Raw genomic sequence first — 25647 nt, 5'->3', positions numbered from 1 at the left:
GCCGGTACGGGCTCCGCGCGCCCCGAGGGTTCACGGCGCCACGGCCAGGACGATCTTGCCGCCGGCCCGGTTGGTCTCGCCGCGATCGTGGGCCCTGGCGGCCTCGGCCAGCGGTACGGCGGTGTCGATCTGGACACCGGCACCTCGCTGCGTCAGCACCTGCACAGTGCCATCGGGTTCTCCCCGCTCGCCGACCGCAGGACCTTCGGCGCCCGGACGGGCCCGGCCTGAGCGCACTCGCCGGCCTGGCCGCGTCCGGGGCCGGGATCAGCGCGGGAGGTGGTTGCCCGGGGTGTCCAGCGGGTAGCGGTCGGCGAGCCGGGAGCGGTCGTTGTAGACGAAGTGGGCCACCAGGTCGTCGGCGACCTGGACGATGGTGTCCCGGCCCTCCACCGTGCCGGTCCACTCCGGCGGGAGGCCGGCCAGTCCGTGGACGGCACCGAGCAGGTTGCCGCAGACGGAGCCGGTGGAGTCGGAGTCGCCGGAGTGGTTGACCGACAGCAGCAGCGCCTGGCGCACGTCGCCGGTCCGGGCGGCGTGCAGTGCGCAGTGGACCGCGACGGCCAGGCACTCCTCGGCGATCCAGCCGAGGCCGACCTGCTCGACCCCCTCGGCGGAGGGCGGAGCGGTGTCGGCCACCGTGACCGCGCGGCGCAGCGCTTCGACGGTCTCGGTACCGTGGGGTTTGGCGGCGACCTGGGCGATGGTCTCGTTCACGGCCTGCCGTAGCTCGGTGCCGTTCGCCACCCGGTCGACCAGGGCCGCGAAGGCGCCGGCGGCGAGGTAGCCGGTGGGGTGGCCGTGCGTCAACTGGGCGCAGGTGGCGGCCAGTTCGAAGGAAAGCTCGGGGCCGAGCCGGGCCAGGCCGAACGGGGCCGAGCGCATCACGGTGCCGCAGCCCTTGGAGTTGGCGTTGACCGGGCCGAACTTGCCGAACGGCGCCGGGGTCTTGAAGCTGTTGCGCTGATCCATCAGGCCGCTGGTGCAGGCGTTGCCGGGAGCCCGGCTGGCGTACAGGAAGGGCTGGGCCAACAGCCACCCGTCCGGCGCGGCCTCCGGCCGTGGCAGCCGCTGGGTCAACATCCAGCGCTGGTAGGCGGCGCACATCGTCGGCGCGAGATGGGCGCCGGGCGGGCAGCGCAGCAGGCCCTCGGCGGTGAACAGGGTCATCTGGGTGTCGTCGGTGACCTCGATCGGCCGGTCGGCGGGGAAGGAGGTCACGCCCCGCGGGCCGTGGCGGTCGCGGATCTGGTCCAGCTTGAGGAACTCGACGGGCCAGCCAAGGGCGTCGCCCACCGCGCCGCCGAGCAGCGAACCGCGTACCCGGTCGGCGAACTGTGCGAGGTCGGTCATGCCAAGATCATCGCAGAGTCCGGCGGTGGACCGGTCGTCCGGGGCGTGCGCCGGCGCGCGAGCGGTGGTGCGCCGGGCCGTGGGTAGGGGTGGCGCACCATTCGAGCACACCCCCGGGCCTTTGTGGGCAGCTTTTCACATCTTCTGGTGACCAATTGCGGACGCTGGGTAGCGTCCAGCGCATCCGAGATCGAAAGCGCTTATGCGAAAGGCATATGACTGTGCGTCGGAAACGCGCGACGGTCCTGTGCTCCGGAGGCCCCGATGGGAACCCTGCACCACTTCAGCTTCGGCTGGCTCACACCGATCCTCGCGTACCTGATGGCGTGTGTGGGCGCCGCACTCGGCCTGCGCTGCACGCTGCGCGCGCTGTCCGCCACCGGCACCGCCCGGCGCAACTGGCTGCTCACGGCGGCCGCCGCGCTCGGCTCGGGCATCTGGACCATGCACTTCGTCGCGATGTTCGGGTTCAGCGTGAGCGGTACCGAACTGCGCTACGACGTCCCGATCACCGTCCTCAGCCTGCTGGTCGCCGTCCTGGTGACCGGTGCCGGGGTGTTCGTGGTCGCCCACGGCCGGCACCGGAACCGGGCGCTGGCACTCGGCGGACTCACCACCGGCCTCGGCGTCGCGGCCATGCACTACCTGGGCATGAGCGCCGTCCGGATCCACGGCGCCATCGGCTACGACCCGGCCACGGTGAGCCTGTCGGTGCTCATCGGCGTCGGTGCCGCCACCGCCGCGCTCTGGGCCGCCGTCACCATCCGCAACGTGTACGCGGCCGCGGCGGCCTCGCTGGTCATGGGCATCGCGGTGACCTGCATGCACTACACCGGCATGGCCGCCGTCCACGTCCACATGCACCCCGTCCGCACCGAGCTCGGCGGCGCCACCCCGATGGAGTTCGTCTTCCCACTCGCGGTCGGACTCGGCTCCTTCCTCTTCCTCACCTCGGCCTTCGTCGCGCTCTCCCCGACCGCCCAGGAGCGCGCCGCCTACCGCGAGGCCGGCGAACTCACCGTGGAGGACCTGCGCCCAGCCGACCTCGACCACGCGGCTTGAACCCGCGAGGCGGCGGCCCGTGGCGTAAGGCCCCGCGCCACCGGTGGCGCAACCCGTCCACCAAACGCGGGAACCGGTACCCCCACCACCCCGGGAGCGCGGGGGCCGTACGAGACCTCCCACGCCTTCGTCATCCGCCGGTCGCGCGCTCCCCCGTGCCCCGGGCGCCCCTTGGCTGACCACAACCCCACCACCCCACCGGACAGCACCGAGTACCGCACCGAAAGGCCCTCACCCATGCGAGTACGCCGCGGCACCGCCCGCAGCGCACCGGCGGCCACCACCCCGGGCACCGTGCGCGGCCCCGTCCGCCCCGGCGGCACCGGTCAGCGCCGCGGCGCCCACGCGGGCCCGCCCGCCCGCGAGACCGTAGCCGTCCCGCCGGCCACCCAGGACCCGCCGCACCGTCAGCCGGGCTCCGGCGCCGCCCGCGCGGCGGCCGGACCGCTCGGGTCGCGGCTGCGCCCCCGCACCGTGCGTGCCAGGATCGTCGCCCTGCTGATGGTCCCGGTGGTCTCGGTGATGGCGCTCTGGTCGTTCGCCACCGTCACCACCGCGCGGAACGTCTGGGACCAACTCAGCCTGCAGCGGGTGCACCACACCCTGCTCGACCCCGTCGACGCCACCGTCACCGCGCTGCAGGCCGAACGCTCCGCCGCCGGACAGCTGTTGGCCGCCACCGGAGGCACCGTCAGGGAGAGCGCGCTGCGGGACGCCGCCGAGGCCACCGACCGGGCCGTCGCCCCGCTGGAGCTGGGCGACCACTACAACCCGGCCGACGCCCTGGGCCTGGGCGCCGCGACGGCCACCCGGGTGGACGCGTTCACCGCCGCCGTCGCCTCACTCGGCCTGCTCCGCGGCCGGGTGCTGTCCCGCTCGGCCGGCTGGGACGAGACCTACGCCGACTACACCGCCGCCATCGACCGGGCCTTGGACGTCACCGGTGCCACCACCGGACTCCCGGACAACCGGGTCGCCTCGGACGCCCGGGTCCTGCTGGAGTTCGCCCGCTCCCGGGAACTGCTCGCCCGCGAGGACGCCCTGCTGCGCAACGGCCAGATCACCGGCAGGCTGACGGACGGGCAGCTGCACGAGTTCGACGGCGCCGGCTACGCCCGCCGGCTGCTCCTCCAGACCGCCGGAGCCGACCTGCGGCCCGCCGACCGCGCCGCGCTGAGCGCCGTCACCGCCGGTACCGCCACCTCCTCCGGCACCGACTACCGCGACCTCACCCGCTACGAGGACGCGGTCCGTACCGCCGCCGACGGCAGGGCCGCCGTGGCCGCGGTGAGCCCCGACCAGTGGGCGGTGGCCGCCGACAACGTCAGCCGCGCACTGCTCGCCGTCGACGCCGCAGCCGGCAGCGCGGCCGAGCGCGCCGACCCGTACGCGCCGGGCCTGTTCACCCCCTCCGGCGCCGCCGTGCTGCTGGGACTTGCCGCAGTCATCGCCTCGCTGCTGATCTCGGTAGAGATCGGCAGCGGCCTGGTCGCCGAGCTGGTCGGCCTGCGCAACTCCGCCCTCGAACTCGCCGGTCGCAAACTCCCCGCCACCATGCGGCGGTTGCGCGCCGGCGAGGAGATCGACATCGAGACCGAGGCGCCGCTGCGCCCGCACGGCGCGGACGAGATCGGCCAGGTGCACGGGGCGCTGGGCACCGTGCAGCGGGCGGCGGTGACCGCCGCGGTGGAACGGGCGGAGGTGCTCAGCGGGGTCTCCGGGGTCTTCGTCAACCTGGCCCGGCGCAGCCAGGTGCTGGTGCACCGCCAGCTCACCCTGCTGGACGCGATGGAGCGGCGCACCGAGGATCCGGCCGAACTGGAGGACCTGTTCCGGCTCGACCATCTGACCACCCGGATGCGGCGGCACGCGGAGGGCCTGATCATCCTCTCCGGCGCCGCCCCCGGCCGCGCCTGGCGCAAACCCGTACCGCTGATGGACGTGGTCCGCGCGGCCGTCGCCGAGGTAGAGGAGTACGCCAGGGTCGAGGTGCACCGCCTCCCGCAGGCGGCGCTCACCGGATCAGCCGTCGCCGACCTCACCCACCTGGTCGCCGAACTGGTCGAGAACGCCACCGGGTTCTCGCCCCCGCACACCAAGGTGCACATCCGGGGCGAACAGGTCGGCAACGGGTACGCGCTGGAGATCGAGGACCGGGGTCTGGGCATGGGCCCGGAGGCGCTCGCCGACGCCAACCGCCGGATCGAGGCCTCCGAACAGGTGGACCTCTTCGACAGCGACCGTCTCGGGCTCTTCGTGGTCAGCCGGCTGGCGAAGCGGCACGGGGTGAGGGTGGCGCTGCGGCCCTCGGCGTACGGCGGGACCACGGCGGTGGTGCTGCTGCCGACCGTGCTGCTGAGCTTTCCGGCCCAGAGCGCCCCGAGTGGGCCGTCGGCCGGGTCGGAGGTGGAGGAACTCGCCTCTGGCGACGTGGAGGTGCCGCCGCACCCGGCTGCGGTCGCGGCCCCGGCGCAGGTCCCGGTGCTGCCTCCGGTGCCGCCGGCCGAGTCGCTGTCCGAGTCGTCGGCCGGTGGGGCGGGAACGGTGCAGCCGTTCGGTGCGAACGGGAACCATCCCGGGGTGCTGCGGCTGACCCCGTTCGGCGCCGACGGCAGCCGTCCGTCCCGGTTCCCGGCGCCCGTTGGACTGAACTCGCCGGCCGGACCGAATCCGCCGGCCGGACCGAACCCGACCGTCGGAGAGAATCCGCCGACCCGTGCGGCCGTCGTCCGCCCGCTCTCCGCCCGCCAGGACCCGGCTGCCGGACTGGCCTCCGCCGTACGTCCGGCGGCTGCCGATCCTCCGCAGTCGGCCGGGCAGGCCCAGCGGGCGCCCGGCCGGCCCGAGACGGCGGACGACGAACTCCCACGCCGGGTCCGCCAGGCCAGCCTGGCCCCGCAGTTGCGCGAGGCCCCGCCGCGGCCGCGGCCCGGTGCCCGCCCTGGCGGGGGAACCGGCGTCCTTGGCCGCGCCCCGGAGGAGGCGCGGGCCGCGATGTCCGCCTTCCAGCAGGGCTGGGCGCGCGGCCGGAACCCGATTCGGCCCAGCACCCCCACAGCCCCCACAGGTCCCGGCCCCACAGCCCCCACAGGTCCCGGCCCCACGGAAGGACGGCCTCGATGATCGGCACCACGCATCACGCCGGAGAGCTCAACTGGTTGCTCGACGAGCTGGTCTCCCGGGTCGCCCAGGTCAGATTCGCCGTGATCCTCTCCGCCGACGGTCTGGCGATGGGCACCTCGGCCGGCCTCGGCCGCGAGGACGGTGAGCACCTGGCCGCCGTGGCCTCGGGCTTCCACAGTCTGGCCAAGGGGGCGGGACGGCACTTCGAGGCGGGTGAAGTGCGCCAGACCATGGTCGAGTTGGAGCACGGCTTCCTGTTCGTCGCGGCCGCGGGTGAGGGCACCTGCCTGGCGGTCTTCTCGACCGCCGAGGCCGACCTCGGTCTGATCGCCTACGAGATGGCCCGTCTGGTCCGCCGGGTCGGCGAGCACCTGTACGCCGCGCCCCGCGGCGCGGTCGGCGGGTGAGCGTGATGTCCCACCCGTGGCCCGGTCGTCCGGCGCCGGACTACCCGTCGATCCCCCGCCTGCCGGTGCCGGACCATCCGCCGGTCCCGGGTCTGCCGGTGCCGCCGTCCGGCCGTCCGGCACCGCCGCCGCGGCCCACCCGGCCCCCACGGCCCCACCACTGGTACGACGACGCGGCCGGTCCGATGGTCCGCCCGTACGCGATGACCAGGGGTCGGACCCGCCCGGCCGGGTTGGAGTTCGACCTGATCGCCCTGGTGGTCAGTGACGTGCCGGACGCCAAGGATCTGCCGATCGGCCCCGAGGCGGGCCTGATCCTGGCGCTCTGCCGGAACAACGCCCTGTCGGTCGCCGAGATCGCGGCCGAGACCGACCTGCCGCTCGGTGTGGTGCGGGTGCTGCTGGGCGACCTGCTGGCCGCCGAGCTCATCCGGGTCAGCCGTCCGGTACCGCCCGCCCTGCTCCCCGACGAGCACATCCTCCAGGAGGTCATCCATGGACTCCGCGCTCTCTGACACCCGCGTGCGGGACACCCCGGTGCTCGCGCTCAAGATCCTGGTGGCCGGCGGTTTCGGTGTCGGCAAGACCACGCTGGTCGGCTCTGTGAGCGAGATCCGGCCGCTGCGCACCGAGGAGCAGCTGACCGCTGCGGGCAGGGGAGTCGACGACCTCGGCGGGGTGGAGCAGAAGAACACCACCACGGTGGCGATGGACTTCGGCCGGATCACCATCAGGGACGGGCTGTCGGTCTACCTCTTCGGCACCCCGGGGCAGGACCGGTTCTGGTTCCTCTGGGACGAGCTGGCCCAGGGGGCGCTCGGTGCCGTGGTGCTGGCCGACACCCGCCGGCTGACCGACTGCTTCCCGGCGGTGGACTTCTTCGAGCACCGGGGCATCCCGTTCGTGGTGGCGGTCAACCGCTTCGAGGGAACCCGGGACTTCCGGCCCGAGGAGGTGGCCCGCGCACTCGACCTGGAAGCGGGCACGCCGGTGCTCATCTGCGATGCCAGGCAGCGCAGTTCGGGTAAGGGCGTACTGATCGACCTGGTCGAGCACGCCGGCCGGGTGCACGCCGCCCGTCTGATCGCGGAGGTGGGTTAGCGGCCTGCCACCGGGCCGCAGATGAAAAGTTGGCCATACAACAGGGTGTTCCACTCACGTCTTCCTGCTGTTCGCGTGGAGTCCGCCGGGCCGTGCCCGGTCCGGGCTTGGGTGATCACTTGGCCGCGGGCTCCAACCCGGCCGAAACGGCAGGAGGAACGACAGCATGACGAGGCGCTCCGGATCGGCGGCCGGACAACTCCCGGACCACAGACGGCCGTTCGACCGCGATCGGCCGGGCGGTCGGCTCCGCCGCCGGGCCGGGGCGATGGCCGCCGCGCTGGCGGTGTTCCCCGGGCTGTTGGCCACCTCGGCCTGCGGCGGTTCGGCGCCGGCCGGAGCCGACGGCGGCGACGACTACACGGTGATGACCTGGGCCCCGTCCGGCAGCGGTACGGCCGACCGGCACGGGGTGACCGACGTCGCCGTCGCGATCGGGAAGACCGTCTTCAAGGACGGTCTGAACGGCCGGAAGCTGAAGGTGCTCACCTGCGACGAGCAGAACACCGCGGACGGTGCCACCGCCTGCGCCCGGAAGGCGGTGGACGCCCACGCGCTGGCCGTGATCGGCTCCTACAGCCAGTACGCCGACGCCTTCATGCCCGCCCTGGAGAACGCCCGGATCCCCTACCTGGGCGGATTCGGTCTCTCCAGCGCCGACTTCAGCAGCCCGGACTCGTACCCGGTGGCCGGCGGCACGCCCACCCTGGTGGCCGGGAGCGGACGCCAGCTGGCTGCCGCGGGCTGCCGCAGCGTCACACTGATCCGCCCCGACACCAGGGCCGGTGACACCCTGACCCGCTATCTGAGCGGGGCGCTGCAGCCTTCGGGGGTCAAGCTCACCGACATCAAGGTCGCGGAGAAGGTCCTCGACCTGCAGGAGCCCGCGAGCCGGGCGATCGGGGACGACAAGACGGGTTCCTGCGTGACCAACGCGCTCGGCCCGGACCAGACGCTCACCCTGATCGACACCTACCGCCGGCTCGCTCCCAAGCACACCGTGCTGGCCTCGCTGCTGGGCAGCGTCCAGCAGTCCGTGATCGACGCCACGGGCGGGACCAGCAGCCCGCTCAACGAGAGCCTCGCGGTCGGCTGGTACCCGCCGGCGGGGGCCAGGGTCTGGGACGACCTGCGGGCCGCCGTCCAGTCGGCGGGCGACCTGCGCATCGACACCTCCGACCTCGGTGTGCAGAACACCTGGGTCGCCTACCAGGTCTTCCTGCAGGCCTGCCAGCGGGTCAGCGCGGCCGGCCAGCCGCTCACCGCCAAGACCCTGCGGTCCGAGCTGGACAGCGGCGACTCCTTCGACACCGGTGGCACCACCCCCAGGCTCAACTGGGGCATGACCGACATGCTCCCCAGCGCCGAGTCGCCCCGCCTGGTGAACACCTGGGTCACCTTCCAGCAGGTGAAGAACGGCCGGCTGACGGAGCAGCAGCGCGGCTTCTCCGACGTCCGCTGGGTCCTGACCGGCGGCAAGCCCCCCGCCAACCAGTAGCAGCCGTCCGGCCGGTCCGGCGCGGACCGCGCCGCCCGCCCGGGCCTCGGCCGGACCCCGCCCGTCGGGCGTCAGGTGGGGGTCGGGCGTCAGGTGGGAAAGGCCGCGACCGCCCCGGTGAACGCCGCGGGATCGTCCAGCCGCGGGTAGTGCCCGCCGCCGGGCTGGACCACCACCTCGGCCCTGGCGGCCGGAAGGAGAGCGGCGAACGCGTGCAGGTGCTCCGGCAGCGGGCTCCAGTCGAGTCCGCCGCCGAGCCGCGCCGGCCGCGACGCACCGGACTGACGATGTGTCAGCTCATGCCGGGCCGCCGGACGTACGCTGAAAAACGTGATCACGTTCGAGGAGCGCAGACTGCGCAGCCTGGCGGTCCAGGGCCGCTGGCCGGAGCTGCTCGGCCTGTACCGGTACACCCGGGCGGCGGCGGTGGCCCGGGGCGGTGAACCGGCGGCGGCCGAGGTGGCGCCGCTGGGGCACCTGGTCGCGTACGGGGCGCCGCCCGAGCTCGCGGCGCGGCTCTTCGACCGGGACGGCGGCCCGGGTACCGCCGCCGGGGCGAGTGACCACGACGCCGGTCCGCTGTGGGAGGTGCTGGCCACCAGGCACACCTGGCGCCGGCTGGCTCCGCTGCTCGGACCGCCCGCCGTGCGGCGGCTGGTCGCGCACACCCGGGTGCTGCTGGGCGAGGACCTCTCCTGCGGGGCGGAGCCCGACCCGGAGGGCGTACCGCTGGCCCTGGAGTCATGGGAGGTGCCCGGCTGGGAGGAGCGCGGCCGGATCCGCGAGTACCTGCCGGAGGGCGGTGCGCGGCGGGCGCTGGTGGCACTGCCCGCGACCCTGGAGGGGCTCGGGCCGGTGGAACTGCCTCCGCCGGGCCGCCGGGCCGCCGGGCTGACCGCCACCCGGCTGCTGGGAGGGCTCGCGCCGTGGCTGGAGGTGGCGTGCGTGCGCGGCTCCGTGCTGGACGCGGTGGCGCAGCTGGTGCCGGGCTCCTGGTCGCCGGAGAGCAACGGGCGGCCGGTCCGTCCGGTGGATCCGCCCGGATGGGAGCGGCTGGCCCCCGGCGTGTGGGACACCGGCCGCCGGGGTGTCGGCTTCTCGGCCGCGGAGCGCCTGCCGGCCGGGTGGCCGGCGCGCGAGGGCGGTACCGGCGGCAGGCGGGTGGCCCGGAGCCGGGTGACCGGCGGTCACATCCCGTTCTGCGCCGCGTATCCGGCGCTGGTGCAGGCCGCGAGCGGCAGTCCGGCCCTCGGTTCGGCGGACGGGCGGCTGGCGCTGTGGCGGGTGCTCTCCGCGATGACCGGCGAGACCCGGCTCCCGCTGCCCGGGGGCGCCGTGGCCGGGGTCGACGTACCCGAGGTCAACGCGCTGATCGCGCGCCTGCGTTGCTTCACCTGGTGCGAGCCCGCCGACGAGGTCTGGTACGTCCACCTGGCCGTCGAGGACCCCGCGACCGGCCTCGCCTGGGCGGTCAGCGGGGCCGAAGTCGACCTCCCCGGACCGGACTTCCTCGTACCGGACTTCCCCGGGCAGGGCTGACGGCCCGGGGGAAGTCCGGCGGTACCGGCCCGGGGTGCCGTGCGGTCGGTGCCGGGTGCCGGTCGCTTCGCGCGCGACGGGAACGCCCCGGTCCGGGGCCGCGCCCGAGGTGGCGGCCCCGGACCGGGGTGCGGGTGGCGGCGGGTCAGGCCGCGGCGGGTTCCGGCTCGGGCTGGGGCGGGAGAGCCGGGGCGTGGTGGTCGGAGTCGGCCAGGGCGCTCTCGTCGAAGGGCAGTTCGCCGGAGAGGACCCGGCCCAGCCGGTCGCGGTCGAGCTCCTTGGTCCAGTGCCCGATCAGGACGGTGGCCACGGCGTTGCCCGCGAAGTTGGTCAGGGCACGCGCCTCGGACATGAAGCGGTCGATGCCGACGATCAGGCCGACGCCGTCGACCAGTTCCGGCCGGTGGGACTGCAGCCCGCCCGCCAGGGTGGCCAGGCCCGCACCGGTGACGCCGGCGGCGCCCTTGCTGGCGATCACCATGAAGACGAGCAGCGAGAGCTGCTGGGCGATCGACATCGGCTTGTCCATCGCCTCGGAGATGAAGATCGAGGCCATGGTCAGGTAGATCGCGGTGCCGTCCAGGTTGAAGGAGTAGCCGGTGGGCACGGTGATGCCGACCACGGGGCGGCTGACGCCCAGGTGCTCCATCTTGGCGATCAGCCGGGGCAGCGCGCTCTCCGAGGAGGAGGTGGAGAGGATGAGCAGGAACTCCCTGCCGAGGTAGCGCAGCAGGGCGAAGACGTTCACCCCGGCGAGCAGGCGCAGCATCAGGCCGAGCACCACGACCACGAACAGCACACAGGTCAGATAGAACCCGATCATGATGACCGCGAGGCTCTTGAGCGCGGCCGTCCCGGTCGCCCCGACCACTGCCGCCATCGCGCCGAAGGCGCCGATCGGTGCCACCCACATGATCATCGACATGATCCGGAACACCAGCTTCTGCAGGTGCTCGATGCCGCGCAGCACCGGCGCGCCGGCCGGGCCCATCGCCTGCAGTGCGAAGCCGGCCAGCAGTGCGACCAGCAGGGTCTGCAGCACCTGCCCCTGGGTGAGGGCGGAGAAGGCGGTGGTGGGGATGATGCCGAGCAGGAAGTCGGCGGTGCCCTGCGAGCCGCCGGCCACCTGGGCGTGGCCGGCCTTGGCGAGGGCCTTGGTGAGGTGCAGACCGGAGCCGGGGTCGAGCAGGTTGCCGACCACCAGGCCGATCGCCAGGGCGACGGTCGACATCAGCAGGAAGTAGCCGAGGGCCAGTCCGCCGACCCGGCCGACCTTGGCCGCCTTGGAGACCGAACCGATGCCCAGCACGATGGTGCAGAAGATCACCGGGCTGATCATCATCTTGATCAGGTTGACGAAGCCGGTGCCCATCGGCTTCAGCTCCACCGCCGTGCCGGGCGCGGTCAGGCCGACCACGATGCCGGCGAGCACCGCGACGATCACGGCGAGATAGAGCCGGTGGGTACGGTCGGCGGGTCTCTTCGCTCCGATTTCTGCGGTCGTCATGCTGCGGCTCCTTTGCCCTGTCGTCGCTGGCGGCCCCGGGGGGTGGACCGCCGTGCCGGCCCGGGTGGTGGGCCGTACCGAACTATGGGCGCCGGGAGTGACGGCCGTCACGCTTAAGTTCATAGAGTTCACGCATATCCGCCGCGCCGTGTGGGCAAGGCACACTGTCTGGCATGCACCGGCTGTCTGGCACGCACTCGCCCCCGAACCCCTCGCCGCGCCGCCGCCGGCGCAGCCTGGCGGCGCGGCTGTTCGCGGTGCAGATCGTGATCGTGGCGGGCGTGGTCGCGGGCGGCGCGGTCCTCGCCTACCTGTCCACCGCCGGGCGTGCCGAGGACTCCGCCCGCCGCCAGGTCACCGCCACCGCGTGGGCGGTCGCCGACTCGCCGACGGTCCGCGAGGCCACCGCCGGGCCGGACCCGTCGCGGCTGCTCCAGCCGTATGCCGAGCAGGTCCGCCGCGACACCGGTGTCGACTTCGTGACCGTCATGGACACCCACGGCATCCGCTGGACCCACCGTGATCCCGCCCAGATCGGCAAACCCTTCCTCGGCCACATCGACCGGGCACTGGCCGGCGGCACCGTCACCGAGACCTACACCGGCACCCTCGGCCCCTCCGTCCGGGTCGTGGTCCCCGTGCTGGACGGGCAGCACCAGGTGATCGCCCTGGTCAGCTCGGGCATCACGGTCGAGTCCATCAGCGAACGGCTGCGCGGGCCGCTGACCGCCCTGGTCGGCGTCGCCCTCGCCGCCCTCGCCCTCGGCGGACTCGGCACCTACCTGGTCGGCGCCCGGCTGCGCCGCCACACCCACGGCATGGGCGCCGCCGAACTCAGCCACCTCTACGAGTACCACCAGGCGACCCTGCACTCGGTGCGCGAGGGCCTGGTGCTGCTGGACGGAGCCCGGCGGGTGGTGCTCTGCAACGACGCCGCCCGCGAACTGCTCGGCCTGTCCGGTGACTTGGAGGGCCTGCCGGTGTCCGGCCTCGGCCTGCCCGAGTCGCTCATGCGGGCCCTGCTCGGCCCGGCGCCGGTCCGCGACGAGGTCCACCTCGCGCACGAGCGGGTGGTGGTCCTCAACACCTCCACCGTCGGCCCCGGCCTCGGCACCGTGATCACCCTCCGCGACCACACCGAACTCCAGGCGCTGAGCGGTGAGTTGGATTCGGTACGGGGCTTCGCCGACGCGCTCAGCGCACAGGCGCACGAGGCGTCCAACCGGCTGCACGCGGTCGTCTCACTGATCGAACTCGGTCGCCACCGCGAGGCGGTGGAGTTCGCCACCGCCGAACTCGCCCTGGCCCAGCAGCTCACCGACAAGGTGGTGGCGGCGGTCGGCGAACCGGTGCTCGCCGCGCTGCTGCTGGGCAAGGCCGCGCAGGCCGCCGAACGCGGGGTCGAGCTCACCCTCACCGAGGACAGTCGGATCGACGACGGCGTCCTGCCCGCCACGCTCAGCCCGCGCGACCTGGTCACCGTCCTCGGCAACCTGATCGACAACGCGGTGGACGCCGCGATAGAGGGCGCCGCGACGGCCGCCGGCCCGCCCGAGGTCACCGTCACCGCCCGGATCGACGGCGGCGAACTGCTGCTGCGCGTCGCCGACACCGGAGCCGGCATCGACCCGCAGGCCGCCACCGAGGTCTTCCGCCGCGGCTGGACCACCAAGAGCGGCGGCCGGGGCCTCGGACTCGCGCTCGTCGCCCAGACCGCCCGGCGCAACGGCGGCACCGTCGAGGTCGGACGCGAGCGCGGCGCGGTGCTCACCGTCCGGCTACCGCTCCGGCGCGAGGCGGCGGACCACGGGGCGGGCGGCGCGGTGGAGCGGGCGGCGGTGCGGAACGGCAGCGAGCGGGAGGCGGTCAGATGATCGACGTACTCGTGGTGGAGGACGACCCGGTGGCCGCCGCCGCCCACACCCTGTACGTGCAGCGCACGCCGGGCTTCCGGGTGGCCGCCACCGTGCACACCTGCACCGACGCGCTCCGTCAGCTGGACCGGGCCAGAGCCGCCGGCACCCCGGTCGACCTGGTGCTGCTGGACCTCTACCTCCCGGACGGGCACGGCCTGCAGCTCTGCCGCACCCTGCGTGCCGCCGGGCACTCCAGCGACATCATCGCCGTCACCTCGGCCCGTGACCTGGCGATGGTCCGGCAGGCGGTCTCGGCCGGAGTCGTCCAGTACCTGCTGAAGCCGTTCAGCAGCGCCGCCCTGCACGACCGCCTGGAGCGGTACGCGCGCTACCGCGACACCCTCGCCCGCACCGGCGAGGCCACCGGACAGGACGAGGTGGACCAGGCCTTCGCCGCGCTCCGCGCCGCCCCCGAGCGCAGCACCCTGCCCAAGGGCCTGAGCGCGCCGACCCTGGAGACGGTCGCGGCGGTGCTCCGCAACGCCGAGGCGGGCCTGTCCGCCGCGGCGGCGGGCGCCGCCGCCGGAGTCTCCCGGATCACCGCCCGCCGCTACCTGGAACACCTGGTCGACATCGGCCTCGCGGTCCGCGAGCCCCAGTACGGCCAGGTGGGCCGCCCGGAACTCTGTTACCGGATCGCTCCGCAGCGCTCCGGCCCGTAGCGCGTAGCGCCGGGCGGGCCGAGGTGGTGGCCCGCCCGGCGGCGGTCACGGGGTCGGTGGCGGGATCACGGGTGCTGGAAGGCGACTTCGGGGTTGGCGGGGGACGGGCCGTCGAGCAGCGGTTGCGGTATGCCCTTGAGCTGGAGGTCGAAGAAGGCGCCGACGTAGCTGCGGGTGATCTCCTCCGAGCGGGGCGCGGGGAGCCCGTTGGGGGTGGGGATGCCCATGGCGGCGCCCAGCACGTCCGCGTCGGTGAAGCTGGTGTGGTCGGCGCCGGTGACGGTGAGCCAGCGTTTCCAGCCGTCCAGGTTGGCCCAGGCCTTGTCCCAACTGGTGTCCCCGCCACCGGCGGGGTGGTCCGCCAGCTTGTCGATCAGCAGGAAGGGGCGGCCGTGCATGCCCGTGGCCGGCTCCGTCGCATTGAAGTGGCCGTCCATGTTCACTCCGGCCCGGATCCGGTCGTCGGCGGCCATGGCCACGGAGGTGGCGTCGCCGCCGATGGAGTGGCCGGCCATGCCGATCCGGTTCGGGTCGATCATGCGGGCGTACCGCCAGGCCGGGTGACGCCCGGTCAACTCGTCGAGCACGAAGGAGATGTCCTTCGCTCGGCTCGCGGACACCGTCCCGGGCCAGCCGGCGGGAGGCGTGTCGCAGATGGCGCAGGCCAGGGTCCGCCCGTCGGGGAAGGTGATGCCGGCCGCCTCGTAGGTGTGGTCGACCAGTGCGACCACGTAGCCCCGGCTGGCCAGGTCCTCGGCGAGGCCGGTGAGAGTGGAGCGTGACATGGCGAATCCGGGGGAGAGCACCACCAGCGGGAACCTGCCGTGTTCCGGGCGGGCGCCGGCGTGTGCCCGGGTGCGGGTGTTGGCGAGCAGCTGGGGCGGGTAGTCGGAGTTCGGGAGCATCAGCTTCAGCTGGAGCCGGGCTTCTTCGGCGGTCATGTAGGGGGCCGGTCCGCCGGTGCCGGGGTGGGCGGGGTAGTACATCGAGACCATGAGCTGGCGGGGGCCGGCGGAGGGCACCCAGGGGTCCGGGCGGTCCTGATCGACGAGGTGCAGGATGTCGCGGCCGGCCGCGTGCGGGCCCGTCGGGCGGGGCAGTTCGGGCGTGGTGAACGCCTTCGGGGCGGTGTGCGCGGCCGCTATGGGAGCGCTGGCGGAGGGTGCGGCGGAGGCCATCCCGGCGATCGGGAGCGGCAGGAGGAGCGCGAGCGCGACGGCTGCGGCGGTGCGACGAATTCTGGTCATGGCAAGGACGGTAGATGACCAGGCCGCGGTCTGACGTCCACTCAGTGGCGGACATCGCTGTCACGTCTGCGGTCGGGCCTGCGTCCGCTGTTCGGGCCGCCGGGCGGGCCGAGGTGGTGGCCCGCCCGGCGGCGGTCACGGGGGCGGTGGCAGGATCACGGGTGCTGGAAGGTGACTTCGGGGTTGGCGGGGGACGGGCCGTCGAGCAGCGGTTGCGGTATGCCCTTGAGCTGGAGGTCGAAGAAGGCCGCGACGTAGCTGCGGGTGATCTCCTCCGAGCGGTGCGGGGGGATCCCGTTGGGGGTCGGCTTTCCAGCAGCCGCGGCGAGGACGTCCATGTCGGTGAAGCTGCCGTGGTCGGCACCGGTGACGGCCAGCCAGCGCTTCCAGCCGTCCAGGTTGGCCCAGGCCTTGTCCCAACTGGTGTCCCCGCCACCGGCGGGGTGGTCCTCCTGCTCGCCGAGCAGCAGGAAGGGGCGGCCGTGCAGACCGGTGGCCGGGTCGGGTGCCCAGAAGCTGCCGTCCATGTTCACCCCGGCCCGGATCCGGTCGTCGTCGGCCATGGCCACGGAGGCGGCGTCGCCGCCGATGGAGTGGCCGGCCATGCCGATCCGGTTCGGGTCGATCATGCGGGCGTACCGCCAGGCCGGGTGGCGCCCGGTCAACTCGTCGAGCACGAAGGAGACGTCCTTGGCCCGGCTCTGGGACACCTCCCCCGGCCCGCCCGCTGGGGGAGTGTCGCAGACCTGGCCGCAGGGGATCGTCTGCCCGTCGGGGAAGGTGATGCCGGCCGCCTCGTAGGTGTGGTCGACCAGCGCGACCACGTAGCCCCGGCTGGCCAGGTCCTCGGCGAGGCCGGTGAGAGTGGCGCGCGGCAGCGTCATTCCGGGGGAGAGCACCACCAGCGGGAACCTGCCGTGCTCGGGACGGGCGTCGGTGTGTGCCCAGGTGCGGGTGCCGGTGAGCAGCTCGGGCGGGAAGGACTCGGCGTTCTTGGCCTTCAGGAACAGCCGGGCCTCCTCCGTGGTCATGTAGGGGGCCGGTCCGCCGGTGCCGGGGTGGGCGGGGTAGTACATCGAGACCATGAGTTGGCGGGGGCCGGCGGAGGGCACCCAGGGGTCCGGGCGGTCCTGGTCGACGAGGTGCAGGATGTCGCGGCCGACGGCGTGCGGGCCGGTCGGGCGGGGCAGTTCGGGCGAGGCGAAGACGTTCGGGGCCGTGTGCGCGGCCGCCACGGAAGCGGTGGCGGAGGGTGTGGCGGAGGCCATCCCGGCGATCGGGAGCGGCAGGAGGAGCGCGAGCGCGGCGGCAGCGGCGGTGCGACGAATTCTGGTCATGGCAAGGACGGTAGATCGTGAGGGCATCGCCTGACGTCCCCTCACAGGCGGACCGAGACGTCCGCTTCGGGGTGGACCCGGCCTACGCCCGGAGGGGGACGGGGCCGCGCGAGAACATTGGGATCGCCTGTCGAGTGTCGTTGGACCCTGAACCGTTTCCGCAGTTCAGCGGACCCTGTCCCGTCCCATGACGCACCACAGCCCCAGCCGGGTGGTCCCTGCCGGGGCGGTGAGTGGCGCGGCCGGTCGGTCAGACGACAGGGAAGTCCCCTGCCCTGACCCCGGCGACGAACGCCGACCACGCCTCGGACGGGAAGACCAGCGCCGGGCCGTTGGGGTCCTTGGAGTCACGGACAGGAACAATGCCGGAGAAGCCATCAGCCACCTCGATGCACTGTCCCCCGTCGCCATTGCTGTAAGTGCTCTTGCGCCATGTGGCGGCGCTCAGGTCGGGGATGCGCATCTTGCGTAGTCCTCCATCGCGGTCTTGATCACCGCCGTTGACTCGTCCGGCGGCAAGGCCGAAGCCTTGATCAGATCGTAGGACAGCCGGAACCCCCTGACAGCTTCCGCGTCTTCCTCAAGGTGTCCCGTGTGGCTGCCCTCCATGTATGCCGCCTCTGTGCCGTTCGCGAGCGTGAGTATGGTCAGCGAGCCGCCCATCGCAGGATGCGCGCCGCTCGCGAAGGGGAGTACCTGGACCACGACGTTCGGACGTTGAGCCACCGAGAGCACGTGATCAAGTTGTGCCTTCATAACCTCTGGACCATCCACCGGACGACGCAGAACGGCTTCATCGAGGATCAACCAGAGGTGCGGCGGGACGGGTCGTTTCAAGATGTCCTGACGCTCAATCCGCGCCGCCAGCTTCTCGTCGATCTTCTCTACCGCGTCCCGAGGGCTGCCAGAGCGCAGCACCGCGTACGCGTAATCCGCAGTCAGGTGACCTCGGATCACCGGGATTCCCGCACTTGAAGCTGCCGCAGCGTCAACGCATAACGTCTGGGACGTGGCCGGGAGAACCCGGCCGCGAGACACACGGTGAAAGGGGCGGGTGATGGCCTGGCCGATTGCTGAGGTCGCCCGGATGTCGGGGGTGACGGCTCGGGCGCTGCGGCACTACGACCAGATCGGACTGCTGCGGCCCGCGTTCGTGGGCGGCAACGGCCACCGCTACTACGAGGATGGCCAGTTGCTGCGGCTGCAGCAGATCCTGCTGCTGAGGGAGTTGGGCCTCGGTCTGACCGAGATCGGGGGGATCCTCAGCGCGCAGGTGGACGAACTGGAGCTGCTGCGCAGCCACCACCAGCGGCTGGTCGAGGAGCGCAAGCGCCTCGACACCCTCGCCCGGACCGTCGCCCGCACCATCGTCGAACTGCAGAGGACCAGGAAGGAAGGCACCATGCCTGAGATCAACCGCCCGGAGAACCTGTTCGAGGGTTTCGACACCGCACGGATCGACGCCGACCTGCGCACCGACTTCCCGGAGTGGGCCGAGCAGGCCGAACGGCTGGCGGCCTCGACCACCCTGGCCGAGGCCGAGCGGGGCCAGCGCGAGCGGACGGCCGTGATGGTCCGGATGGCGGAGTTCATGGTCGCCGGGACGCCGGTCACCGACCCGGAGGTCCAGGCCGAGATCGACGGCCAGTACCGGGCGTTCACCGAGGTCCGCCCGGTGAGCGCGGAGGAGTTCCGGGCGATCGGCCGCAGCGTCGTGGACAACGACCACTGGCGGGCCGCCTACGAGACCATCGCCACCGGCCTGGCCGAGTACCAGCGCGAGGCGATCCTCACCTACGCGGACACCCGCCTTGTGTGATCGATGAGCTGGACCTGATGGGTTCGACCCGGGTCCGGCCCGATGACCGGATCCGACGGAACAGGCGCCGTCCGTCGGGTCCGGCTGCCGGCGGAGTTGACTTCAAGCGCGGTTGAACTGCGAACCTGCGCCCATGTTCCTCCGACGGCCGGACCGGCTGATACCCAGGCAGTACCGCGACCTTCTGATGCTGCGCCGGTTCAGGCGTCTGTTACCGGCGTTGCTGGCATCCGACCTGGGCGACGGCATGAGCGTGGTGGCCGTGGCGTGGCTCGCCGTCCGGATCGCGCCGCCCGGCGGGTCGGGTCCGGTGCTCGGTATCGCGCTCGCCGCCTACTCCCTGCCCGGCGCCGTGGGTGCGCTGCTGTTCGGACGCTGGGTCCGCCGCCTGCCCGCGCGTCGGCTGCTGTGTGCCAACAGCACGCTGCGGGCGGTGTTCCTGGGCTGTGTGCCGCTGGCGTCGGCCGGCGGGCTGCTGGACCCGGTGTGCTACACCGTCCTGCTCGCCGCCTCGTCGCTGCTGCACGCCTGGGGCGGTGCCGCCAAGTACGCGCTGGTCGCCGAACTGGTGCCGGAGGAGGAGCGGCTGGCCGCCAACGCGCTGCTCAGCACCAGCGGCTGGGCGTCCACCATCGCCGGTCCGGCGCTCGCCGGTCTGCTCGCCGCCGCCGTCGGCCCCGCCTGGATCATCGGCCTGGACGCCCTGAGCTTCGCCGTCCTGGCGCTTGGGACCGGCCTGCTGGGCGGTCCGCCAGCCGCCCCCTCGGCCGGGCGAGCGCCCGGTCAGCCCGTCGGCCGGGCCTGGCAACTGCTGCGCCGGAGGCCGGAGTTGCTCGGCCTGCTGGCCGTCACCTGGTTCCTGAACGTGTGCTGGGGGCCGGTGGAGGTGGCGCTGCCGCTGTTCGTGAAGGGCGACCTCGGGGCCGGCGCCGGGATGCTCGGCCTGTACTGGGCGGTGTTCGGGGCCGGCGCGATCGCCGGTGCGCTGGCGGTCGGCGCCCTGCGCAGGCTGCCGCTGTGGCCGGTGGTCCTCGGGATCGTCGCCGGGCACGGGGTCATCCTGCTGCCGTTCGCACTCGACGCGCCGGCGGTCGTCTCGCTCGGGGCGTTCACCCTCGGCGGGGTGATCTACGGCCCGTACAGCGCGCTCTGTCTCAGTCTGTTCCAGAACCGTACGCCGGAGGGCTGGTTGACCACGATACTCGCGTTCCGGAGCGCGGTGCTGCTGACCGCCGCCCCGCTGGGTGCCGCCCTCGGCGGTCCGCTCAGCGCGGCGATCGGCGCCCGGAACACCCTGGCGGTGGCCGGCCTCGGGATGGTGCTCGTCGCGGCGATCGCGGGCTGGGTGCTGGTGGTCGGGCGGCGGCGGCCGGCCGCCGGTGTGCCGGAGCGGCACACCGAGCCGTCCCCACTCCGGGGTCAGGCCGAGCGGGAGGCGAGTGCGAGGTAGCGCTCGTCGGTGTCGGTGTAGGAGGTGAGGTGCCAGCCCGAACCGGCGAGCAGGGGGCGGAGGTTGGGCTCGGCCCGGAGGTCGTCGGGGGTGATCCGGCGGCCCTGGCGGGCGGCGAGCGCGGCGCGGCCGATCGGGTGGTAGAGGGCGAGGGTGCCGCCGGGGCGGGTGGCCCGGGCGAGTTCGCGCAGGTTGGCGGCCGGGTCGGGCAGGTGGGAGATCAGGCCGGCGCCGAAGACGGCGTCCAACGTGCCGTCGCGAAGCGGCAGTCGGCAGACGTCGCCGTTGACGAGTCCGGCCACGGCGTGGTGGGTGCGGGCCTGTTCGAGCATCTCGGGGGTGAGGTCCAGGCCGAGGACGGTGCCGTGCGGACCGACGGCGGCCCGCAGGTGGGGGAGCGCCCGGCCGGTGCCGCAGCCCGCGTCGAGCACGAAGTAGCCCGGGGCGAGGCCGAGTGCGGCGATGGCGGCGGCGTAGCGCGGGCCGTCGTCGCGGAACCGCTGGTCCCAGTCGGCGGCGCGGACGGCGAAGAACTCCCGGGCGTGCTCGCGTGCGGCCCGTCCGGCCTCGGCTCGGTTCGGCGGTTCGGCTGGGCCGGTCATCTGCGGCTCCTCGCGCTCGGGGCTCGGGGGTCTACGGCGGGAGCGTACGTGACCTCGGTGACGGCCCGGTCGTTGGGGGAGTGAGAGCGCACCACCCGACCGGGTGAAGTTCGGGGCGGCGGGCGGACCGGACTCCCCAGGCGAGTAAAGTTAGGCTTACCTAACCTCACTTGGGGAGTCCTTCGTGACCCTGACCGCCCACACCGCCGGGCCGACCGCGCGCACCACCGGGCCCGTGGCCGGTGACGGGATCCTCCGCCGCCAGCGCCTTCGCGAGTCGGCCGCCCGTACGTACGCGCGCTCGTTCCCGATCGTTCCGGTGCGCGCCAACGGGATGACCGTCGAGGGGGCGGACGGGCGGCGCTACCTCGACTGCCTCTCCGGCGCGGGCACGCTGGCGCTCGGCCACAACCACCCGGTGGTGCTGGAGGCGATCAGGCGCACCCTGGACAGCGGTGCCCCGCTGCACCTGCTCGACCTCGCCACCGCCGAGAAGGACGACTTCACCACCGCCCTGCTCGAGAGCCTGCCGCGGGAGTTCGCCGACCAGGCGCGGGTGCACTTCTGCGGCCCCGCCGGGACGGACGCGGTCGAGGCCGCGCTCAAGCTGATGCAGACCGCCACCGGGCGGCGCGGGGCGCTCGCCTTCACCGGGGCGTACCACGGCATGACGGCGGGCGCGCTGGCGGTCACCGGCAACGTCGGCATCAAGTCACCGCTGCCCGGCGGGGGAGAGGTCACCAGACTGCCGTACCCGTATGCCTATCGCTGTCCGTTCGGGTCCGGTGAGCGCGGCGCGCGGCTGGGGGTGGCGTACGCCGAGCGGCTGCTGGACGACCCGCTGGGCGGGGTGCTGCCGCCCGCGGCGATGATCCTGGAGGTGGTGCAGGGCGAGGGCGGGGTGGTGCCCGCGCCGGACGACTGGCTGCGCGAAATGCGGCGGATCACGGCGGAACGTGGCATCCCGCTGATCGTGGACGAGGTGCAGACCGGGGTCGGCCGGACCGGCGCGATGTGGGCGGTCGAGCACAGCGGTATCGTGCCGGACGCCATGGTGCTCTCCAAGGCGATCGGCGGCAGCCTGCCGCTCGCCGTGGTGGTCTACCGCGCGCAGTACGACAGTTGGCGCCCCGGCGCGCACACCGGCACCTTCCGGGGCAACACGCTCGCGATGGCCGCCGGGGCCGCGACCCTGCGCTTCGTGGCCGCCAGCGGGCTGGCCGAACGGGCGGCGCTGCTGGGGGCCCGGATCTCGGAGCGGCTGCGCCGACTCCAGGGCCGGCTGCCGGTGATCGGGGACGTCCGGGGGCGAGGGCTGATGCTCGGCCTGGAACTCGTCGACCCGAGCCGGGCGGTGGACTCCTGCGGCGCCCACCCGGCCGACCCGCGGCTGGCCGTCCGGGTCCGGGCGGCCTGCCTGCGGCGGGGCCTGATCGTCGAACTCGGCGGACGCCACGGCGCGGTGCTGCGCCTGCTGCCGCCGCTGACCATCACCGACGAACAGGTCGAGGCGGTACTCGACCGGCTCGCCGACGCGATCGAGGCCGCCGCGAGCGCCGACGACGACGCCGACGGGGAGTCGGCATGAAGCTCACCGACTACCGGGTGCCGCTCTCCGGCGGGACGCGCGGACCAGCGGCCCTGCGCGAACTGGTCGAACTGGCCCTGTCCGCCCTGGAGGTGGGCGCCGCACGCCGTGGCGGGCCGATCCCGGCCGGTGGGCCGAGGGCACTGGCCCGGCAGTTCGAGGGCGTCTTCCGGTACGTCCAGGACGGCGCGGAGATCGACGAGGGCGCCCTGCCGCGGCTGGCCGAACTGCTCGCGTACGGCAGCGCCGACCCCGCCGACCCGTCCTGCGCGGCGCATCTGCACGGACCGCCGCTGGCCGTCGCGGTCGCCGCCGACCTCGCGGTCAGCGCCCTCAACCCCTCGCTGGACTCCTGGGACCAGGCGCCCGCCGCCACCGCCCTGGAGACCGCGCTGCTCGCCGAACTCGCCGAACTGGTCGGCTACCGGCCCGAGGAGGCCGCCGGGGTGCTCACCTCGGGAGGCACCGAGTCCAACCTGATGGGCCTGATGCTGGCGCGCGACCATGCGCTCGCCGGTGCCTGCAGCGTGGAGCTGGACGGCTTGCCCGCCGGCGTACGCCCCCGGATCTTCGCCTCCGAGGCGGCGCACTTCTCCATCCAGCGCGCCGCCGCCCTGCTCGGCCTCGGCGAGCGGGCGGTGACGGCCGTCCCCGTCGACCGCGAGCTGCGGATGGACGTCGGCCGCCTCGCCGCCGCCCTGGCCGATGCGGTGGCGGACGGGGCGCGGCCGATCGCCGTCGTCGCCACCGCCGGGACGACGGACACCGGCGCGGTGGACCCACTGCACCCGATCGCCGACCTGGCTGCCCGGTACGGCAGCTGGCTGCACGTGGACGCGGCGTACGGCGGCGGCGCACTGCTCTCCGACCGCCTCGCCCCGCTGCTGGACGGCATCGCCCGCGCCGACTCCGTCGCGCTGGACTGGCACAAGCTGGGCTGGCAGCCCACCGCCGCCGGGATCTTCCTGGTCCGCCGGGCCGAGACGTACGCCTCGCTCGCCCGCCGCGCCGTCTACCTAAACCCCTCCGACGACGAGGAGGCCGGCTATCCGAGTCTGCTCGGCCGCTCGCTGCGCACCACCCGGCGGGCCGACGCCTTCAAGATCGCCGTCACCCTGCGGACCTTCGGCCGGTCAGGCCTCGGCCGACTCGTCGACCGCTGCCATGAACTGGCCCACTCCGCCGCCGCGTCGGTCCGTGCCGAACCGGCCCTCGAGCTGCACTGCGAACCGATCCTCAGCACCGTGGTCTTCCGCTACCGTCCCGCCACCGCCGATCCGCGGGTGGCGGACCGCGTCAACGCCGAGCTGCGCCGGCTGCTGCTCCGCGAGGGCCGGGCCGTGGTGGGCCGCACCGAACTGCCGGGTACGGGCCCGGGCCGGGTGCGGCTGAAGCTCACCCTGCTCAATCCGAACACCACGGAGGCCGACCTCGCGGCGCTGCTCAAGGCGGTGGTCCGAGCCGGCCGGGAGACGGATGGCTGATCGATGGTCAGATCCATTGGCCGAGACGGGAGTTAGACGGCTGGACAGCGGCCGAGGAGTACTCGCCGGGTGTGCTCCCACACCGCCGGGTCGGAGGCGACCAGCAGGCCGTCCTCGCCGCCGGGCGGGTCGGGGTGGTACGGGGAGCCGCTCAGCCGGGCGGAGACGCCGCCGGACTCGGTGATCAGCAGCGAGCCGGGGGCGTGGTCCCAGGGCAGCGTGCGCCAGTACAGGATGAACTCCTGCTCGCCCTCGGCGATCAGCGGGTACTCCATTCCGGCCGAGCGCAGGCCCTCGGAGGTCCGGCCGAAGGCCCGGGCGTTGGTCTGCAACCGGTGGTGCTCGAGCGGGTCGAGACAGCGGCTCTTGATGGTGCCGCGCCACTTCTCGGGCGCGTCGTCGGCGGGGCGGCGGACCAGTCGGGAGCCGTTCCGCCAGGCGCCCGAGCCGAGTTCGGCGCTGTAGGCGGCCTTGGTGATCGGCTGCCAGATCCAGGCGGCGACGGTCTGCCCGGAGCGGACCAGCGAGGCCATCACGGCGAAGTCCGGGCGGCCCGCGACGAAGTTGGAGGTCCCGTCCACCGGGTCGACCAGCCAGGCCGCCGGCTCCTCGACCAGAGCCCGGGCCAGCGACGGGTCGGCGGCCACCGCCTCCTCGCCGACCACGGGGACGGGGAGCAGCTCGCGCAGCCGGCGGGAGATGATCACCTCGGCCTCGCGGTCGGCGACGGTCACCAGGTCCCCGGGGCCCTTCTCCATGACCTCGCCGTCGGTCAGTGCCCGGAAGCGTGGCTCGACCGCTTCGGCCGACGCCTCGGCGAGTATCTCCGCCACCTTCTCCATAAGCACCCGCGTGCTCCCTTCCACTGCTACCACTCTCGCACGTTCGTGCGATCATGGTTCGCGCCGGTCCCGGGGTGGCGGCCCGGGCGGCCGTCGGGGAGCCGTGGCGTGTGACGGCCAATGAGGTGCGGAGCCGGGCGCGGGCGCCCGCTCAGCTCTCCCGGGGCTGCTCCCTGTGCCGGCTCAGCAGCGCGTCGTACTCGGTGTGCACCCGCCGGTCCATGGCCAGGGCGAACTGGGCGTCCGCGACGGTGCGGGCGAGCGGGCGGATCCGGCGGATCTGCTCGGTCAGCCGGGCGGCTTCGCCGGGCGGCAGGTCCGCCGCGCAGCTGAGCGCGCCGAGCAGTTCGTCCTTGATCAGGGCCGTGAAGACCTCGGCGACGGCATCCGCGTACTCCTGCGCCCGGCGGCTGGCGGCCAGCACGGCTGCCAGCGGGACGCCCTCGGCGACCAAGGAGACGGTGGCGTCCATCAGGCGGCGGCTGATGTGGGTGATGCCGTCCTCCTGGACGGTGATGTAGCCCTGGGCGATGGACTCGGCGGTGTTGGCGTCGCTCAGCTGGTCCCCGAAGGCCCTGGCGAGGTCCGCCCAGCTGAGGTGGACCGGGGTCTCGTCCGACCACGGCTCGGTGATGGCGGCCTGCAGCCCGATCAGCTCGGCGACGTCCCGGCCGCTCTCGCCCGCGCCGATCAGCTCGCTGATGCCGCCGAGGGTGTGCCCGCGCTCCAGCAGTTCGGCGATCATGCGCAGTCGGGCCAGGTGCTCCTCGCCGTACCAGGCGATCCGGCCCTGCTTGCGCGGCGGTGGCAGCAGCTTGCGCTCGCGGTAGAAGCGCAGGGTGCGCGTGGTGATACCGGCGGCCTCGGCGAGTTCCTCGACCCGGTACTCGCGCGGGGCGCTGCTGCCTGTGCTCTCGATCTCCGCCACGCGGCTCAGCATAGGGCGGAGGTGCGGCAATCGATGCGGTCCGTCGTCTTCCGAGAAGCGCCGGTACGGGCTACCCTGCCAATCGTGCCAGTGATTGCTGGCGTGATTGACTCCGGGCCGGGGACTCCTCGGCCGAGCACAACGGCAGCCCGGTCGAACGGCCCGATTCGACGCCCCCGCCC

The 25647-nt window shown here is 73.6% G+C and carries 24 protein-coding genes; 13 read left to right on the top strand and 11 right to left on the bottom strand.

Annotation, left to right across the window (positions count from 1 at the left end; translation table 11 throughout):
* Positions 1-30: 30 nt before the first annotated feature.
* Positions 31-159 carry a zinc-binding dehydrogenase gene (locus ABD369_RS15760; protein ID WP_344637126.1) on the bottom strand — a complete coding sequence of 43 codons (129 nt, stop codon included), beginning with the start codon at positions 157-159 and terminating at the stop codon, positions 31-33.
* Between the two features lie 108 nt (positions 160-267).
* The gene (locus ABD369_RS15750) at positions 268-1353 is read right to left on the bottom strand and encodes an ADP-ribosylglycohydrolase family protein (RefSeq protein ID WP_344637017.1); all 1086 of its coding nucleotides are present in this window, start codon (positions 1351-1353) and stop codon (positions 268-270) included.
* A gap of 264 nt (positions 1354-1617) precedes the next feature.
* Between ABD369_RS15750 and ABD369_RS15745 the strand changes: the two genes are divergently transcribed.
* The 6 genes from ABD369_RS15745 (at position 1618) to ABD369_RS15720 (ending at position 8544) form a co-directional block, all read left to right on the top strand.
* Positions 1618-2415 carry an MHYT domain-containing protein gene (locus ABD369_RS15745; RefSeq protein WP_344637016.1) on the top strand — a complete coding sequence of 266 codons (798 nt, stop codon included), beginning with the start codon at positions 1618-1620 and terminating at the stop codon, positions 2413-2415.
* Positions 2416-2652: 237 nt separating this feature from the next.
* Positions 2653-5538, top strand: a complete 2886-nt coding sequence (locus tag ABD369_RS15740; protein WP_344637015.1) for a sensor histidine kinase — start codon at positions 2653-2655, stop codon at positions 5536-5538.
* On the top strand, positions 5535-5945 hold the full coding sequence (locus ABD369_RS15735; protein ID WP_344637014.1) for a roadblock/LC7 domain-containing protein: 411 nt from the start codon (positions 5535-5537) through the stop codon (positions 5943-5945). Before ABD369_RS15740 ends, ABD369_RS15735 begins: the two co-directional genes overlap by 4 nt.
* A gap of 185 nt (positions 5946-6130) precedes the next feature.
* Entirely contained in the window at positions 6131-6460 is a 330-nt protein-coding gene (locus ABD369_RS15730; protein ID WP_344637119.1) for a DUF742 domain-containing protein, read from the top strand.
* On the top strand, positions 6441-7046 hold the full coding sequence (locus ABD369_RS15725) for a GTP-binding protein (protein WP_344637013.1): 606 nt from the start codon (positions 6441-6443) through the stop codon (positions 7044-7046). Before ABD369_RS15730 ends, ABD369_RS15725 begins: the two co-directional genes overlap by 20 nt.
* Positions 7047-7212: 166 nt before the next feature.
* Complete coding sequence (locus ABD369_RS15720; protein ID WP_344637012.1) at positions 7213-8544, top strand: ABC transporter substrate-binding protein; 1332 nt, start codon at positions 7213-7215, stop codon at positions 8542-8544.
* Positions 8545-8633: 89 nt separating this feature from the next.
* Here ABD369_RS15720 and ABD369_RS15715 read toward each other — a convergent pair whose 3' ends face one another.
* Positions 8634-8882 carry an alpha/beta fold hydrolase gene (locus tag ABD369_RS15715; RefSeq protein ID WP_344637011.1) on the bottom strand — a complete coding sequence of 83 codons (249 nt, stop codon included), beginning with the start codon at positions 8880-8882 and terminating at the stop codon, positions 8634-8636.
* Between ABD369_RS15715 and ABD369_RS15710 the strand changes: the two genes are divergently transcribed.
* Positions 8875-10083, top strand: a complete 1209-nt coding sequence (locus tag ABD369_RS15710) for a hypothetical protein (RefSeq protein WP_344637010.1) — start codon at positions 8875-8877, stop codon at positions 10081-10083. The genes ABD369_RS15715 and ABD369_RS15710 overlap by 8 nt on opposite strands.
* 145 nt (positions 10084-10228) lie before the next feature.
* Here ABD369_RS15710 and ABD369_RS15705 read toward each other — a convergent pair whose 3' ends face one another.
* Positions 10229-11590: a cation:dicarboxylate symporter family transporter gene (locus ABD369_RS15705; protein WP_344637009.1), complete on the bottom strand. Its 1362-nt coding sequence runs from the start codon at positions 11588-11590 to the stop codon at positions 10229-10231.
* 173 nt (positions 11591-11763) lie between these two features.
* Between ABD369_RS15705 and ABD369_RS15700 the strand changes: the two genes are divergently transcribed.
* The gene (locus ABD369_RS15700; protein WP_344637008.1) at positions 11764-13464 is read left to right on the top strand and encodes a sensor histidine kinase; all 1701 of its coding nucleotides are present in this window, start codon (positions 11764-11766) and stop codon (positions 13462-13464) included.
* Positions 13461-14168: a response regulator gene (locus ABD369_RS15695; protein WP_344637007.1), complete on the top strand. Its 708-nt coding sequence runs from the start codon at positions 13461-13463 to the stop codon at positions 14166-14168. The genes ABD369_RS15700 and ABD369_RS15695 overlap by 4 nt, the downstream gene beginning before the upstream one ends.
* Positions 14169-14233: 65 nt before the next feature.
* Here ABD369_RS15695 and ABD369_RS15690 read toward each other — a convergent pair whose 3' ends face one another.
* The 4 genes from ABD369_RS15690 to ABD369_RS15675 form a co-directional block, all read right to left on the bottom strand.
* The gene (locus ABD369_RS15690) at positions 14234-15415 is read right to left on the bottom strand and encodes an alpha/beta hydrolase family protein (RefSeq protein ID WP_344637006.1); all 1182 of its coding nucleotides are present in this window, start codon (positions 15413-15415) and stop codon (positions 14234-14236) included.
* A gap of 155 nt (positions 15416-15570) precedes the next feature.
* Positions 15571-16752, bottom strand: a complete 1182-nt coding sequence (locus tag ABD369_RS15685) for an alpha/beta hydrolase family protein (protein WP_344637005.1) — start codon at positions 16750-16752, stop codon at positions 15571-15573.
* A gap of 250 nt (positions 16753-17002) precedes the next feature.
* Positions 17003-17215, bottom strand: a complete 213-nt coding sequence (locus ABD369_RS15680; RefSeq protein WP_344637004.1) for a DUF397 domain-containing protein — start codon at positions 17213-17215, stop codon at positions 17003-17005.
* Positions 17197-17709 (bottom strand): DUF5753 domain-containing protein, encoded by a 513-nt coding sequence (locus ABD369_RS15675; protein WP_344637003.1) that lies wholly within the window; start codon positions 17707-17709, stop codon positions 17197-17199. The genes ABD369_RS15680 and ABD369_RS15675 overlap by 19 nt, the downstream gene beginning before the upstream one ends.
* 100 nt (positions 17710-17809) lie before the next feature.
* Here ABD369_RS15675 and ABD369_RS15670 point away from each other — a divergent pair, with 100 nt between their 5' ends.
* Both ABD369_RS15670 and ABD369_RS15665 read left to right on the top strand, forming a co-directional pair.
* The gene (locus ABD369_RS15670; protein WP_344637002.1) at positions 17810-18571 is read left to right on the top strand and encodes a MerR family transcriptional regulator; all 762 of its coding nucleotides are present in this window, start codon (positions 17810-17812) and stop codon (positions 18569-18571) included.
* Between the two features lie 133 nt (positions 18572-18704).
* Positions 18705-20021, top strand: coding sequence for an MFS transporter (locus ABD369_RS15665; RefSeq protein WP_344637001.1), 1317 nt, complete (start codon positions 18705-18707; stop codon positions 20019-20021).
* On the opposite strand, the gene ABD369_RS15660 is transcribed toward ABD369_RS15665, so the two are convergent.
* The gene (locus ABD369_RS15660; protein ID WP_344637000.1) at positions 19991-20623 is read right to left on the bottom strand and encodes a class I SAM-dependent methyltransferase; all 633 of its coding nucleotides are present in this window, start codon (positions 20621-20623) and stop codon (positions 19991-19993) included. The two genes, ABD369_RS15665 and ABD369_RS15660, sit on opposite strands and share 31 nt — an antisense overlap.
* Before the next feature lie 190 nt (positions 20624-20813).
* Between ABD369_RS15660 and ABD369_RS15655 the strand changes: the two genes are divergently transcribed.
* Both ABD369_RS15655 and ABD369_RS15650 read left to right on the top strand, forming a co-directional pair.
* Positions 20814-22211, top strand: a complete 1398-nt coding sequence (locus ABD369_RS15655) for a diaminobutyrate--2-oxoglutarate transaminase family protein (protein ID WP_344637118.1) — start codon at positions 20814-20816, stop codon at positions 22209-22211.
* Positions 22208-23695 (top strand): pyridoxal phosphate-dependent decarboxylase family protein, encoded by a 1488-nt coding sequence (locus ABD369_RS15650; protein WP_344636999.1) that lies wholly within the window; start codon positions 22208-22210, stop codon positions 23693-23695. Before ABD369_RS15655 ends, ABD369_RS15650 begins: the two co-directional genes overlap by 4 nt.
* Positions 23696-23727: 32 nt before the next feature.
* On the opposite strand, the gene ABD369_RS15645 is transcribed toward ABD369_RS15650, so the two are convergent.
* Positions 23728-24561, bottom strand: coding sequence for an inositol monophosphatase family protein (locus ABD369_RS15645; RefSeq protein ID WP_344636998.1), 834 nt, complete (start codon positions 24559-24561; stop codon positions 23728-23730).
* 127 nt (positions 24562-24688) lie between these two features.
* Positions 24689-25465, bottom strand: a complete 777-nt coding sequence (locus ABD369_RS15640) for a MerR family transcriptional regulator (protein WP_344636997.1) — start codon at positions 25463-25465, stop codon at positions 24689-24691.
* Between the last annotated feature and the right edge of the window lie 182 nt (positions 25466-25647).

Source organism: Kitasatospora cystarginea (genome assembly GCF_039533515.1).
GTDB lineage: Bacteria > Actinomycetota > Actinomycetes > Streptomycetales > Streptomycetaceae > Kitasatospora > Kitasatospora cystarginea.
Note: the sequence above shows the minus strand (reverse complement) of the source record. Positions and strands in the feature narration are given on the sequence as shown.